The organism is Cellulomonas sp. KH9, from assembly GCF_900114185.1.
Taxonomy (GTDB): Bacteria; Actinomycetota; Actinomycetes; order Actinomycetales; family Cellulomonadaceae; genus Cellulomonas.
In genome coordinates this window covers 273,675-286,507 of record NZ_FOSE01000002.1, presented here as the reverse complement: position 1 = coordinate 286,507, position 12,833 = coordinate 273,675, and the positions used below count along the sequence as shown (strand labels likewise).

15 protein-coding genes are annotated in these 12,833 nt (G+C 75.5%); 12 read left to right on the top strand and 3 right to left on the bottom strand.

From position 1 onward, the window contains the following. Window positions 1–5: 5 nt before the first annotated feature. Window positions 6–1,739, bottom strand: a complete 1,734-nt coding sequence (locus BMZ16_RS07470; protein ID WP_255366436.1) for a DEAD/DEAH box helicase — start codon at window positions 1,737–1,739, stop codon at window positions 6–8. A 300-nt stretch (window positions 1,740–2,039) separates the two neighbouring features. Next, on the bottom strand, window positions 2,040–2,447 hold the full coding sequence (locus BMZ16_RS07465; protein WP_089799058.1) for a CoA-binding protein: 408 nt from the start codon (window positions 2,445–2,447) through the stop codon (window positions 2,040–2,042). 138 nt (window positions 2,448–2,585) lie between these two features. Between BMZ16_RS07465 and BMZ16_RS07460 the strand changes: the two genes are divergently transcribed. The 8 genes from BMZ16_RS07460 (at window position 2,586) to BMZ16_RS07425 (ending at window position 8,457) form a co-directional block, all read left to right on the top strand. Further along, window positions 2,586–3,188 carry a CDP-alcohol phosphatidyltransferase family protein gene (locus BMZ16_RS07460; RefSeq protein ID WP_369822500.1) on the top strand — a complete coding sequence of 201 codons (603 nt, stop codon included), beginning with the start codon at window positions 2,586–2,588 and terminating at the stop codon, window positions 3,186–3,188. Next, window positions 3,185–4,132: a DUF881 domain-containing protein gene (locus BMZ16_RS07455; RefSeq protein ID WP_089799056.1), complete on the top strand. Its 948-nt coding sequence runs from the start codon at window positions 3,185–3,187 to the stop codon at window positions 4,130–4,132. The genes BMZ16_RS07460 and BMZ16_RS07455 overlap by 4 nt, the downstream gene beginning before the upstream one ends. Next, window positions 4,129–4,461, top strand: coding sequence for a small basic family protein (locus BMZ16_RS07450; RefSeq protein ID WP_089799054.1), 333 nt, complete (start codon window positions 4,129–4,131; stop codon window positions 4,459–4,461). The genes BMZ16_RS07455 and BMZ16_RS07450 overlap by 4 nt, the downstream gene beginning before the upstream one ends. Continuing rightward, entirely contained in the window at window positions 4,458–5,684 is a 1,227-nt protein-coding gene (locus BMZ16_RS07445; RefSeq protein WP_089799052.1) for a DUF881 domain-containing protein, read from the top strand. The genes BMZ16_RS07450 and BMZ16_RS07445 overlap by 4 nt, the downstream gene beginning before the upstream one ends. A 187-nt stretch (window positions 5,685–5,871) precedes the next feature. Further along, complete coding sequence (locus BMZ16_RS07440; protein ID WP_089799049.1) at window positions 5,872–6,342, top strand: FHA domain-containing protein; 471 nt, start codon at window positions 5,872–5,874, stop codon at window positions 6,340–6,342. Between the two features lie 100 nt (window positions 6,343–6,442). Further along, window positions 6,443–7,105, top strand: a complete 663-nt coding sequence (locus tag BMZ16_RS07435; RefSeq protein WP_089799949.1) for a transcriptional regulator FtsR — start codon at window positions 6,443–6,445, stop codon at window positions 7,103–7,105. Between the two features lie 106 nt (window positions 7,106–7,211). Further along, window positions 7,212–7,718, top strand: a complete 507-nt coding sequence (locus BMZ16_RS07430) for a bifunctional nuclease family protein (protein WP_089799947.1) — start codon at window positions 7,212–7,214, stop codon at window positions 7,716–7,718. Window positions 7,719–7,875: 157 nt separating this feature from the next. Continuing rightward, the gene (locus BMZ16_RS07425) at window positions 7,876–8,457 is read left to right on the top strand and encodes a MerR family transcriptional regulator (protein ID WP_089799047.1); all 582 of its coding nucleotides are present in this window, start codon (window positions 7,876–7,878) and stop codon (window positions 8,455–8,457) included. A 212-nt stretch (window positions 8,458–8,669) separates the two neighbouring features. On the opposite strand, the gene BMZ16_RS07420 is transcribed toward BMZ16_RS07425, so the two are convergent. Then, entirely contained in the window at window positions 8,670–9,434 is a 765-nt protein-coding gene (locus BMZ16_RS07420; protein ID WP_089799945.1) for a ParA family protein, read from the bottom strand. Window positions 9,435–9,679: 245 nt separating this feature from the next. On the opposite strand from BMZ16_RS07420, the gene BMZ16_RS07415 reads away from it, so the two are divergent. The 4 genes from BMZ16_RS07415 to BMZ16_RS07400 all read left to right on the top strand — a co-directional run bounded on the left by BMZ16_RS07415 (window position 9,680) and on the right by BMZ16_RS07400 (window position 12,818). Next, entirely contained in the window at window positions 9,680–9,868 is a 189-nt protein-coding gene (locus tag BMZ16_RS07415; protein ID WP_089799045.1) for a hypothetical protein, read from the top strand. Window positions 9,869–9,914: 46 nt separating this feature from the next. Further along, the gene (locus tag BMZ16_RS07410; protein WP_255366433.1) at window positions 9,915–10,421 is read left to right on the top strand and encodes a GNAT family N-acetyltransferase; all 507 of its coding nucleotides are present in this window, start codon (window positions 9,915–9,917) and stop codon (window positions 10,419–10,421) included. A gap of 272 nt (window positions 10,422–10,693) precedes the next feature. Next, window positions 10,694–12,154 carry a phytoene desaturase family protein gene (locus BMZ16_RS07405; RefSeq protein ID WP_089799042.1) on the top strand — a complete coding sequence of 487 codons (1,461 nt, stop codon included), beginning with the start codon at window positions 10,694–10,696 and terminating at the stop codon, window positions 12,152–12,154. Between the two features lie 211 nt (window positions 12,155–12,365). Then, window positions 12,366–12,818 carry a hypothetical protein gene (locus BMZ16_RS07400; protein ID WP_089799040.1) on the top strand — a complete coding sequence of 151 codons (453 nt, stop codon included), beginning with the start codon at window positions 12,366–12,368 and terminating at the stop codon, window positions 12,816–12,818. Window positions 12,819–12,833: the final 15 nt, after the last annotated feature.

Genomic DNA, 12,833 nt, shown 5'->3' with positions numbered 1-12,833 from the left:
CCGGGTCAGGCGTGCGCGCGGTGCGTCCGCTCGCCGCGCGACGGGCCGCGCGACGCCTGCGGACCGGTGTCGAGGCGGATCCGCAGGGGGCGTCCGGCGACCCGCGTGCGGCCGAGCCGGTCGACGACGTCGGCGCTCAGCCCGTCCGGGATGTCGACGAGCGCGAAGCTGCCGTAGATGTCGATCTTGCCGACGTCCTTGCCGGTCAGGCCGCCCTCACCGGTGAGCGCGCCCACCAGGGCGCCCGGCTGCAGGCCGTCCCGCTCGCCGATGGCGACGCGGTAGCGCGGCCGCCCGCTGGGGCCGGTGGTACCGGCGCGGCGACGGGCGCCGCCGGTGCTGCCGCGGACCTCGTCGGTGCGGGCCTCGCGGGCGCGGCGCACCGCGTCGTCGAGGTCCTCGACCTCGGACGCCGCACCGGGCCCGGTGTCGCCGACGGCCAGCGCGGTGACCGCCGTCAGCACGTCGACCGGGTCGAGGTCGGGGTTCGCGGCGAGGTGCTCGACGACGGCCTGGCGCACGACCTCCAGGCGGCCGGCGGCGAGGCGCTCGGCGGTGCGCGCCAGCATCGCGGTCGCACGGTGCGCGCTGACCTCCGCCGGCGTCGGGATGGCGATCTCGGTGAGGGTGGTGCGGATGGTCCGCTCGATCTGCCGCAGGCGGGACCGCTCGGCAGGGGTGACGAACGTCAGCGCCTCACCGGTGCGGCCGGCGCGACCGGTGCGGCCGATGCGGTGCACGTAGGACTCCGCCTCGCGGGGCAGGTCGAGGTTCACGACGAGACCGATGCGCTCCACGTCGAGCCCGCGGGCGGCGACGTCGGTGGCCACGAGGACGTCGAGCGCGCCGGAGCGCAGACGCTCGACGATCCGCTCACGGTCCGACTGGGCGACGTCCCCGGAGATGTGTGCGGCGGCGATGCCGCGCTGCACGAGCGCGTTGCCCATCTCCTCGGCGGCCTCGCGGGTGCGGACGAAGACGATGGCGGCGTCGGCGTCGCTGACCGCGAGCACGCGGGCCAGCGCACCGGCCTTGTGACGGTAGGGCACGACCGCGAAGGACTGCTTCACCGCGTCGACCGTGGACGACTGCCGCGTCACGGACACCGAGACGGGGTCCTTGAGGTGCTTGTCCGCGACCCGGCGGATCGGCGTCGGCATCGTCGCCGAGAACAGGGCGACCTGCCGTCCGGCCGGCGTGCCGGACAGGACCTTGTCGACGTCCTCCGCGAAGCCCATGCGGAGCATCTCGTCGGCCTCGTCGAGCACGAGGAAGCGCACGTCCTCGAGGCGCAGGGTCCGACGCTCGATGTGGTCGATGACGCGCCCGGGCGTCCCGACGACGACCTGGGCACCACGGGCCAGCGCCCGCTGCTGCGGGACGAAGGGCGCACCGCCGTACACGGGCACGACCTGCAGGCCCGGCATGTCGGCGGCGAACGAGGTCAGCGCGTCGGCGACCTGCATGGCGAGCTCGCGGGTGGGGGTCAGCACGACCACCTGCACCGCGGCGAGCTCGGGGTCGACGGCCTGCAGGAGCGGCAGGCCGAACGCGGCGGTCTTGCCGGTGCCGGTCTGGGCCACGCCGACGACGTCGCGACCGGACAGCAGGGCGGGGATGGTGCGTGCCTGCACCGGCGTGGGCGCGGTGAAGCCCAGGCGGGTCACGGCGCTGAGGATCTGGGGGGCGAGTCCGAGCTCGGCGAACGTGCTCGTGTCGGCCTCGGAGGTCGTGGGCATGGCAGAGGGCATGGGGGTGCTCATGGATCACCGTTCGGTGGCAGTGGGGGAGAGCCGGGGCGTCGTCAGACGACCCGGACGTCGCTCACCCCGAACCAGACCACGCGCCGCCAGGGGCGGCGCACGCAATGTGCACGAGACGGGAGGTGGCTGCCGGCTGACCGGCGGACCGCCCTACGAGAGGGGATGCGACACGACTCCAGATGTCCCGGACACTCTACCTGCCCGGTGGTCGCGGCGGCAGGTGCGGCGGGGTGACGTCGCACACGCCCCGGTGATCCGTCGTGGTGACGACCCTGGTCAGCCGAGCCCGCGCGCCCTGCCCTCGATCGCCGGGCACGCGTCCTCGACGACGACCAGGCCCGCGGCACGGGCGCGTGCCACGGCGTCGTCGGCGTGGACGCCGAGCTGCAGCCACACCGCGCGCGCACCGACGGCGACCGCCTCGTCGACCACGGCTCCCGCGCGGGAGCTGTTGACGAAGACGTCGACGACGTCGGGCGGCTCCGGCAGGTCGGTGAGCCGTTCGACGCCCGTCGCACCGTGGACGGTGGGGGCGCTCGGGTGCACGGGCACGATCGTGTGGCCGAGGCGCTGCAGGTACGCGGACACGCCGTACGCGGCACGGTCCCGGTTGGTCGACAGGCCCACGACGGCCCACGTGCCGGGGGTGCGCAGCAGGTCGTCGATCGTGCGGGCGTCGTCCATCCCCCGAGCGTGCCACCCCGTCGGCGGGCGTGCCCCGGGACCCGCACGCACGCTCGTCGGGTGTGCGCACCGACGGCCCCGTGCCGCGCCCCGCGGCCCGGGACATAGGATCGCGCCAGGACGACGACGGGGGAGAGGGTGACCCAGGACCCACCGGTCAGCACGCGTGTGCTCACGGTGCCGAACATGATCAGTCTCGTGCGGCTGCTGCTCGTGCCCGTCTTCGCGTGGATGGTCGTCGAGGGGCACGACGCCTGGGCGCTGGCCGTCCTCCTGGTGTCCGGCGCCAGCGACTGGCTCGACGGCGTGCTGGCGCGCCGCATGAACCAGGTCACGCGGCTCGGTCAGATGCTGGACCCGGCGGCGGACCGCCTGTTCATCCTCGTGACGCTGCTCGGTCTCGCGTGGCGCGACGTGATCCCGGTGTGGCTCGTCGTGGTCCTCGTGGCACGTGACGTGGTGCTGGGCGTCATGCTCGTCGTGCTCGCCCGGGCGGGCTACCCGCCGCTGCGTGTCCACCTGGCCGGCAAGGCCGGCACCTTCGCCATCATGTACGCGTTCCCGCTGCTGCTGCTCTCCGAGTGGCCGCCCCCGGTCGGTGACGTCGCGGGCGTGCTGGGATGGGCGTGCGCGCTGTGGGGGGTCGCCCTGTACTGGTTCGCCGGGGCGCTCTACCTCACGCAGGCGGCCACCGTCCTGCACCGTGACGCGCGTGACGGGCGTGCCGCGAGGACCACGTGAGCCGCCGGCACGCCGAGGCGCTGCCCGTGCGTGAGGCCGACGCGTCGATGACGCTGCTCAAGGAGGTCGACCGGCGACCGCTCGACCCGGGGTACCAGGAGGCGGCGGACCGCCGGGCGGCCGGCACGGCGCCGCGCCGCACGGTCGTGTCCGCGATCGGGCTGCTGGTCCTCGCCGTGGCGCTCGGCATGTTCGCCACGACGTCGGCGACGGCGCTGCGGCGGCCCGCGCCGGCGGCGATCCAGGCGCGCGCGCTGCTGGAGGCGGAGATCCGCGAGCGCACCGCGCAGGCGGACGAGCTGCGGGTGCTGAACGCCGACCTGTCGGCGCAGATCGCCCAGCTGCAGGGCCGGGCGGCGGCCACCGACGACCCCGAGCTGTTCGCGCAGCTGCAGCACGACGCGGTCCCGGCCGGTGTCGTGCCGGTGTCCGGGCCGGGTCTGCGCATCGTCGTCACGGACGGGGACGAGGAGGCCGTGGCGGACGACATCGGCGCCCTCGTGCTCGACGTCGACCTGCAGATCCTCGTCAACGGGCTGTGGGCGGCGGGGGCGGAGGCCGTCGCGCTCAACGGCGAGCGCGTGATCTCCACGACCGCGATCCGCAGCGCCGGGGACGCCGTGCTCATCGACAGTACGCCCCTGAGCAGCCCGTACACCGTCGAGGCGATCGGTGACGCCGCCACGATGCAGACGCGCATGGCGCGGCAGTACGCGGGGCAGCACCTGGCGTCCCTGGCCGGCTACGGCATCGACGTCCAGGTGTCCGCGCAGCGGATGCTCGAGCTCCCCGGACGCGGTCAGCTCACGCTGCGCTCCGCGCGCGTGCTGGGCGGCGACGACGCGGACGCCGGCACCGGCACGGCCGGCGCGACGTCCGACCCTGGGCCGACGCCGTCCGATGTGGCAGGGTCGGGGAGTCCCGACGGAGAGGAGGCGCCGTGATCGCGGTGATCGGGCTGGTGCTCGGCGTCGTCGCGGGGCTCCTCATCGAGCCGACCGTGCCGGCGAACCTCCAGCCGTACCTGCCGATCGCGGTCGTCGCCGCGCTGGACGCGCTGTTCGGCGGTCTGCGCGCCTACCTCGACGGGATCTTCGACGAGCGCGTCTTCCTCACCTCGTTCCTGTCGAACGTGGTGGTGGCCGCCCTCATCGTCTTCCTCGGTGACCAGCTCGGCGTGGGCTCCCAGATGACCACGGCCGTCATCGTGGTGCTCGGCATCCGCATCTTCTCCAACGCCGCGTCGATCCGCCGGCACCTGTTCAAGGCATGACCGGCACCGAGCCCGACCGGCCGCAGGACGACGTGCCCGTGGAGGACGCCGTCGGCCACGGCCCGGCACGCGACGACGACGACGTACGTGACGACGGTCCCGTCATCGACCCGCGGGACCCGCTCGGGCTGGGCGACCTCGATCCGACGGGCGCCACCGGCCCGCCGCCGGCGCCGCCCGTCGGGGCGGGACACGACGCCTCGGATCAGGACTCCGCCGACGAGGAGTCCGCCGACGAGGAGTCCGCGGGAGGCGACGGCCCTGGTCCCGACGCCCCCGACCCCGACGTCCCGCATCCTGCCGAGCCGGCGCCGGTCGCGCCGCCGGCACCTGCCGGCCCCGCGACCGCGACCCTGCCGCCCGCCACGGACCCGCACACCCCGGCGACGGGGGCTGGTGCGCCGGCGGCGGAGACCCCGGCTGCCGCGGGCACACCGACCCCCGTGCCCGCGGGCGCGGCCGTCGACGACACGCCCGGGGGAGCAGCGGGCGCCCGACCCCCGCGGTCCGGCTGGGCGCGCCTCGGCCACGCCATGCGCCCGCGCACCACGCAGGGCCAGCTCATCACGGCCGGCCTGTGCGCCCTGCTGGGCTTCGCACTGGTGGTGCAGGTGCGCCAGACCACGGACACCCAGCTGGGCGCGCTGCGGCAGAACGACCTGGTGCGGCTGCTCGACGAGACGACCACCCGCACCGACGAGCTCGAGCAGGAGTCCCGTGACCTGCAGCGCGAGCGGGACGAGCTGCTGTCCGGCTCGGACCGGCAGCAGGCGGCGCTGGACGCCGCGCGGCGCACGGCCGCGATGCAAGGGATCCTCACGGGCCGGCTGCCCGCCACCGGCCCGGGGGTGCGGGTCACCCTGACGGAGCCGGACGGGGGGATCCGTCCCACCACGCTGCTGCACGTGCTCGAGGAGCTGCGCAACGCGGGTGCGGAGGCGATGGAGCTCAACGGGCAGCGGATCACGGCGAGCACCGCCATCACCGGTGTCCGTGGCGCGATCGAGGTCGACGGCACCGTCATCACCTCGCCGTTCCGCTGGACGGTCATCGGCGACCCGGACACGATCGCGCCGGCGCTCGAGATCCCCGGCGGCGCGCTGGCACGGGTGCGCAGCGACGGCGGGCGCGGCACGGTCGAGAAGGCCGACCGCGTGGACGTCGAGGCCGTCCGCGAGCTGCCCGACCCGGTCTACGCGACGCCGGACACCGACGAGGGATGACGCTCGGCGCCGCCCCGTGGCGGTGCGTCGGCCGCCCCACCGCGCGCCCCCGGAGGGCGGCCGTCACCCGACCGGCCGTGCCGGTGTGCTGCGCACTCGCGCCGAGACCGCATAGGGTGAGTCCGCAAGGCTGGGTCGACGGCGAGCGCGCTCGCACGGGTGCCCGCGACCGACACGGGAGGTGCGCATGAGCGACGATCGACGGGCGCCGGACGGCGGGCTCCCCGCCTACCGGGGCGACGGCCCCGACACGACGGTCAGCTTCGGCTCGCTGGACCCGTCCGACACCGAGGCGCCTCCGGTCGGCCTGACGTCCGACGAGGCCGCGGCAGTCCAGGCGCTGCCCCCCACGTCGGCCCTGCTGCTGATGCAGCGCGGCCCGAGCGCCGGGGCGCGGTTCCTGCTCGACGCCGAGCGCACCACCGCGGGCCGCAGCACCAGCGCCGACATCTTCCTCGACGACGTGACGGTCTCGCGCAAGCACGCGGAGTTCGTGCGCGACGGGAACCAGTTCCTCGTGCGGGACATCGGCTCGCTGAACGGCACGTACGTCAACCGCGAGCGGATCGACGCGGCCGTGCTGCGCCCCGGGGACGAGGTGCAGATCGGCAAGTACCGGATGACGTTCCACCCCAGCCCCCACCGTGACGCGTCCTGACCGCGCTGTGAGCGGCGCCCTCGAGCAGGAGGGCGACGCGGCCGAGGGCGGCGACAGGGCCGTCGAGCCGTGGCCACGCGGGATCTCTCGCCGTGCCTCGATGCGGATCTCCGACGTCCTGGCCGCGCTGCGCATCGAGTTCCCCGCGGTCACCACGTCCAAGCTCCGGTTCCTCGAGGAGCAGGGGCTGGTCGCGCCGGTGCGGACACCTGCGGGGTACCGGCAGTACTCCCCGGCGGACGTCGAGCGGCTGCGCTTCGTGCTGCGTCAGCAGCGTGACCGGTACATGCCGCTGAAGGTCATCGGGGAGCGGCTGGCGGCCCTCGACGCGGGCGAGGACGCCGAGCCGCCCGTGCGGGCACGGCTCGCGACGCGCGACGGGGTCGTGCCGGACACCACCCGGCTCACCGCGGAGCGGCTGGCCCAGGAGGCCGGTGCCGACGTCGAGCTCGTCGCGGAGCTGGTGACCCAGGGTGTCCTGCGTCCGGGACCGCGGGGGGTCTTCGACCCGTGGGCGCGCGAGGTCGTCGCGGTGGCCGCTGCGCTGGCGGACCACGGCATCGACCCCCGCCACCTGCGCACGTTCCGTGCGGCAGCGGACCGTCAGGCCGACCTGGTGGACCAGGTCGTCGCCCCGTGGCGCGGTCAGCGCAGCGTGTCGGCACGAGCACGGGCCGGCACCCTCGCCGCCGAGGTGGGGGAGCTGTGCGCGCGCATGCACACCGCGCTGGTGCGCTCCTCGGTCCACGACATGGCGCCCTGAGCGGCCCCGCGCTCGTGTGACCTGAGGGCTCTCGCCGCTGTTCCGCTCCCGGGCAGACGTCGCGCGCTGCGCGACGTAGCGTGGGTGCGTGGGCGTGGAACCCGAGATGGTGCCGGTCGAGGTCGTCGGTGTGCGGACGCACCTGGCCGACGACGAGATCGTCGTGCTGCTCCTGGACCCCGACGCCGCGCTGCTCGTGCCGATCCTCATCGGGCCGGCGGAGGCGTCGGCGATCGCGTCGGCCCAGGCCGGGATCGTGCCGCTGCGACCGATGACGCACGACCTGCTGCGCGACGCGCTGGTGGCAGCGGGCGCACCGGTCGACCACGTGGAGATCAACCGGCTCGAGGACGGTGTCTTCCACGCGGCGCTCGTGCTGTCGACGGGTCGGCACGTGGACGCGCGCGCGTCCGACGCGATCGCGGTGGCGCTGCGCTTCGGGTGCGACGTGCTGTGCTCGGCGGAGGTGGTCGCCCTGGCCGGTGTGGAGATCCGGCCCGCGGCCAGCGAGGAGGACATGGCGCAGTTCCGGGAGTTCCTGGACCACGTCTCGGCCGAGGACTTCGAGTCCGGGCCCGATCCCGGGCCGGAGGGTGGGGCGCGTGAGGGTTGAGCCGTTCGGGTGGCGACCTTCGACGTCGACCTGAAGGTGAGGCGATCGACACCGACACGCCGGGCGTCGTTCGTTGCGCCCCCGTCATGCCGGGCCTAGCGTTGCCGACGTACCAGCACAGCGCGGACGCCCTCGGGTGCCGCCGAGGGAGGGCCCCGTGATCCGCAACGAGAGTGCCGACGACACCGGCGCTGTCCCTCAGCATGCGCAGGGCCTGCTGTTCGACGACGACCTGCCCGACCTCGACGTGACGACCGGGTACCGCGGGCCCACGGCCTGCCGTGCCGCCGGCATCACGTACCGCCAGCTCGACTACTGGGCCCGCACCGGGCTCGTGGAGCCGTCGGTCCGCCCCGCGACGGGGTCCGGCACGCAGCGCCTCTACTCGTTCCGCGACATCCTCGTGCTGAAGGTCGTCAAGCGGCTGCTCGACACGGGCGTGTCCCTGCAGCAGATCCGCGCAGCGGTGGGTCACCTGCGCGAGCGCGGGGTCGAGGACCTGGCGCAGATCACGCTGATGTCCGACGGCGCGAGCGTGTACGAGTGCACGTCGGCCGACGAGGTCATCGACCTGGTCCAGGGCGGTCAGGGCGTGTTCGGCATCGCCGTGGGTCGCGTCTGGCGTGAGGTCGAGGGCACCCTGGCCGAGCTGCCGCGCGAGCGTGCGGACGACGACGCCCCCGCCGCGACCGGTCACGACGAGCTCGCCCAGCGCCGCCGCGCCCGCACCGCCGGCTGACACGACCCTGGGGCGCCACGCGCCGGTCGGACCGCCCGCGGTCCGACCGCTCGCTCGCGGGGACGGTGCGGCGCGCCGCACCGTCCCCGCGGTGCGCGGCACACGGCCGCCTGCTCGGCGCGCCGTCGGCCGCACCGACGGGGGAGCGGGCGTGGCCCGAGCCTCTGCGCAGCAGGTGAGGGCGCGGTGCCCGTCAGCGGGGCGGCGGCCCGTCAGCGGCGTGGTGCGCGCAGGGCCCGGTCGAGCAGCTGGTCGAACACGTCGGCCAGCTCGGCGGCCGCGGCGCCCGGCCACACGTGCACGGGCTGCGCGGCGCCCTGGGCCTGCTGCAGCGCGGCGCGCTCGGGGATGTTCGGCGTCAGCACCAGCGGGCCGTACAGGGTCTGCAGCTCCTGCAGGCGGTACGCCTGCTCGACCGAGCGCGCCCGTACGCGGTTGACCGCGATCCCGAGCGGCTGCAGCGACGGCGCCGGCCCGCGGCGCAGCTCGTCGATGGTGCGCATCGCCCGGCCGACCGCCATGACGGCGAACAGGCCGGGCTCGGTGACCACCACGGCGCGGTCGCACGCCGTCAGTCCCGTGCGCGTGAGCCCGCCGAGCGACGGGGGGCAGTCGATGAGGACGAGGTCGTACCCCGCGACCCAGGACAGCGCGTAGCGCAACCGGTCGGCGTCGGCGTCGTCGACGCGGTCGTGCATGACGGACCGCTCCGAGCCGACCAGGACGTCGAGCCCGTGGTCGGCCCACGAGGACGGGGCCGTCGCCGCCGCCACGGTCTGCGCGGACGGTGCGTCGAGCACCGACGCGACGTCGCCCTGCGCGCCCGCCGCGCCCAGCGCCATCGTGGAGTCGCCCTGCGGGTCGAGGTCGACGACCAGGGTGCGCAGACCCCGTTCGAGGGCCGCCGAGGCGAGCCCCAGCGTCACGGAGGTCTTGCCCACTCCACCCTTGAGGCTGCACACACCGAGGACGAGCACGGCGCCCACCGTAGTGGGACCGGTCGCCCGTCACGAAACCCCTGGCCGACACGCCGACGCGCAGACGGGTGCCCTCGGCACCCGGGAGGTGGTTGTGCGGTGGTCTGACCTCCGGTGGGCGGTTCCCCGGTGTCCGGCCCCGGCAGGGTCGCCTCACCGCGCCGGGCGCGGGCGGGGGAGGGGGCCTCTCGCCTCGCCGGGTCGGGCCCGTCCGGTTAGCGTGGGCGCCGCCGGAAGGAGGCGACATGACCGAGTCGTTCGACGACACGCAGGTGCCCGAGCTCGAGTACGACGAGACGATCCCGCCGCGCCCCGAGGAGGAGGTCGCCGACGCCGCCCGCGCCGTCCCCGACGCGGCGGGTCACGGGGGAGACGGCGCACCGCAGGCGGGGACCGCGCGCACGGACGAGCCGACGGCCCGCGAGGTCGGTTGAGCGCGCCTCGACACCGGTGCCCGGCGGATGGGGCATGCTGGCACGCGTGCTGATCCGACGCGTCGACGAGGACGACTGGCAGACCGTGCGCGACATCCGGCTGCGGGCCCTGCGGGAGTCACCCGACGCGTTCGGGTCGTCGCTGGCCCGCGAAGGGCTGTTCGCCGAGTCGCACTGGCGCATGCGGCTGCGCACGAGCCCGACGTGGGTCGCCCTGGACGAGCAGGGCACGCCGCGCGGCCTGGTGTCGCTGGTGCAGGAGCCGGGCTCGCCGGACGACGACCGGCACGTCGTGTCGCTGTGGGTCGCACCCGAGGTGCGTCGGCGCGGGATCGGCTGGTCGCTGCTGGACGCCGTGGTGCGCGCCGGTGCCGCCGACGCGGCCCGGACCGTCTCGCTGTGGGTCGTGGACGACAACGCGTCGGCCGTCGACCTGTACGTGCGCGCCGGCTTCGAGCGCACGGGTGAGCGCCAGGTGCTGCCGCGCGACCCGCAGCGCACCGAGGAACGGTACGTCCGGCGCACGGACGTCCTCGGGCTCGCCGGCCGCTGAGCGACACGTCAGCGGCGACCCGGGCGACCGGAGCGGGCCGACGGCAGGGGACGTGGTGCGCGGCGTCATGGTGACGCTGGGGGCTTTTGGTTCCGACGTTCTGACATAATGCACATTATCGGCGTTTGATCGCACGTCCTCGGAAGGGGCCGCCACCGCCGGGTGCGCCGCTCCGTGCACGTGCGCCGGGCGTCGTCGCACGACCACCGGTGGCCCCGGCTGCCCGGGATGGTTGAATCGCGGGGTCAAACGTCGACCCGAAGGGGCTCACCGTGGACGTCGTCGTCGTCGGCTCGGGACCGAACGGACTGGCCGCGGCCGTGACGATGGCGCGTGCCGGGCTGGGCGTCACGGTCCTCGAGGCCCAGCCGACCGCGGGTGGCGGCGCGCGCACGCTCGACCTGGGGCTGGCCGACGGCCTCGTGCACGACGTGTGCTCCGCCGTGCACCCGATGGCCTGGGCGTCACCGTTCTTCCGGGCGTTCGGCCTGGAGCGCCGTGTCGAGCTGCTCGTCCCGGAGGCGTCGTACGCCCAGCCGCTGCCCGGTGGCCGGGCCGGCGTGGCGTGGCACGACCTGGAGCGCACGGTGGCGGACCTGGGCGCGGACGGGCCCGCGTGGCGCGCGCTCGTCGGTGGGTTGGCCGGTCACGCGTCCGACGTCGTGCGTGTGGCGCTGGGTGACAAGCGCAGCGTCCCGACCGGGTTGCTCCCGGGTGGCGTCGGCACGGCCGCGCGGTTCGGGCTCGGGGTGCTCGAGCAGGGCTCGGCCGCGTGGGGCCTGCGGTTCCGCGACGAGGTCGCGCCCGCGCTGCTGACGGGCGTCGCCGCGCACGCCATCACTCCCCTGCCCAGCCCGGCCGCCGCCGGGACCGCGCTGCTGCTGGCGTCCCTCGCGCATGCCGGGCAGGGCTGGCCGATCCCCCGCGGTGGGTCCGGCGCGATCGTCGCCGCCCTGGTCGAGGACCTGATCGCCCACGGCGGCACGGTCGTGACCGACCACCCGGTGCGCAGTCGCCGTGACCTGCCGGACGCCCGGTGCGTCCTGTTCGACACCACGCCGCGCACCCTCGTCGAGGTCCTCGGTGACGAGCTGGCCCCGGGGCGGCGCGCGGCGCTGGAGCGGTACCGGTACGGCGACGGTGCCGCCAAGGTCGACTTCGTCCTGTCCGGGCCGGTGCCCTGGGCGCATCCCGACGTGGCCCGGGCCGGCACGGTCCACGTGGGCGGTACGCGCGCGCAGATGGTGCGCGCCGAGGCCGAGGTGCATGCCGGACGCCACGCCGAGCTACCGATGTGCCTGGTCAGCGACCCGGCCACGGTCGATCCCGGGCGGGTGCGGGGCGGGTTGCGGCCGCTGTGGACGTACGCGCACGTCCCCGCGGGCTCCGACGTGGACGTGACGGAAGCGGTCACCCGCCACATCGAGCGGTACGCACCGGGGTTCCGGGACGTCGTCGTCACGTCCCGGTGCGTCCCGGCGGCGCGCATGGCGGACCACAACGCCAACTACGTCGGCGGGGACATCGCCGCCGGTGCCGTGAGCCTGCGGCAGGTCCTGGCGCGCCCCACGGCGGCGGCGGACCCGTACGCGACCGGTGCCGACGGTGTCTACCTGTGCTCGGCCGCCACACCGCCGGGGCCCGGGGTGCACGGGCTGGGCGGGTGGTTCGCGGCGCGGCGGGCGCTGCGCCGCGAGTTCGGGATCCGCGTGCGGCCGCTGGGCGGGGTCTGATCCCCCGCCGCCGGCGGGTGCGGGAGCCGTGGACGTCAAGCCCGACGGCCGACGTGCCGATCGTCCCCCCGTGACGAGTCCCGTGCACGCCCACCGCGGCCCGCCGCACGGGTGCGCCCCGAACCGACCACAGACCCGGTGCCACCGTGCCGTGTCCACGACCGGTCGTGCGGCGCGCCCGCACCCCGCGCCGCGCCCCCAGGGTCGAGGCATGGACACGCCCGACACGGCCGGCTGGGCCGCCCCCGGCCCCGACGACGACCTGCCCGTGCTGCCCGCGCACCCGTTGCGCGACGTCGACGACATCCTCGCGGTGATGCTGTCGCTCGTCGGGCCCGAGCGGGCCGGTCCGCCGGCGCTGTGGCTCGTGCTGCTCGACGCGGACGGCAGGATGCTGCCGGTCGTGCTGCCGCTCGTCGGCATCCCCCTGCACCCCGACCCGGCGCAGGTCCGGCAGGTGGTGGTCGCGATGGCGGACATCCTCAGGCACGACGCGCCCGGCGGGTCGGTGGCGGTGGCCGTCGTGCGGGCCGCCGGCGGCGACCGCGGGTCCCTGGAGCGTGCGTGGGAGCACGCCCTGCGTACGACCACCGCGGACCACGGTGTGCGGCTCAGCGCCGTGGTCGCGATCGGCGAGCACCGCGCACGCGTGCTCGGCCCGTGAGGTCGACCCGTGACG

What these genes read in the sequence shown, in the direction of transcription:
- BMZ16_RS07470 (WP_255366436.1), bottom strand. Translation starts at nt 1,739, where the DNA reads ATGCCCACGACCTCCGAGGCCGACACGAGCACGTTCGCCGAGCTCGGA.
- BMZ16_RS07465 (WP_089799058.1), bottom strand. Translation starts at nt 2,447, where the DNA reads ATGGACGACGCCCGCACGATCGACGACCTGCTGCGCACCCCCGGCACG.
- BMZ16_RS07445 (WP_089799052.1), top strand. Translation starts at nt 4,458, where the DNA reads ATGACCGGCACCGAGCCCGACCGGCCGCAGGACGACGTGCCCGTGGAG.
- BMZ16_RS07440 (WP_089799049.1), top strand. Translation starts at nt 5,872, where the DNA reads ATGAGCGACGATCGACGGGCGCCGGACGGCGGGCTCCCCGCCTACCGG.
- BMZ16_RS07435 (WP_089799949.1), top strand. Translation starts at nt 6,443, where the DNA reads ATGCGGATCTCCGACGTCCTGGCCGCGCTGCGCATCGAGTTCCCCGCG.
- BMZ16_RS07430 (WP_089799947.1), top strand. Translation starts at nt 7,212, where the DNA reads ATGGTGCCGGTCGAGGTCGTCGGTGTGCGGACGCACCTGGCCGACGAC.
- BMZ16_RS07415 (WP_089799045.1), top strand. Translation starts at nt 9,680, where the DNA reads ATGACCGAGTCGTTCGACGACACGCAGGTGCCCGAGCTCGAGTACGAC.
- BMZ16_RS07400 (WP_089799040.1), top strand. Translation starts at nt 12,366, where the DNA reads ATGGACACGCCCGACACGGCCGGCTGGGCCGCCCCCGGCCCCGACGAC.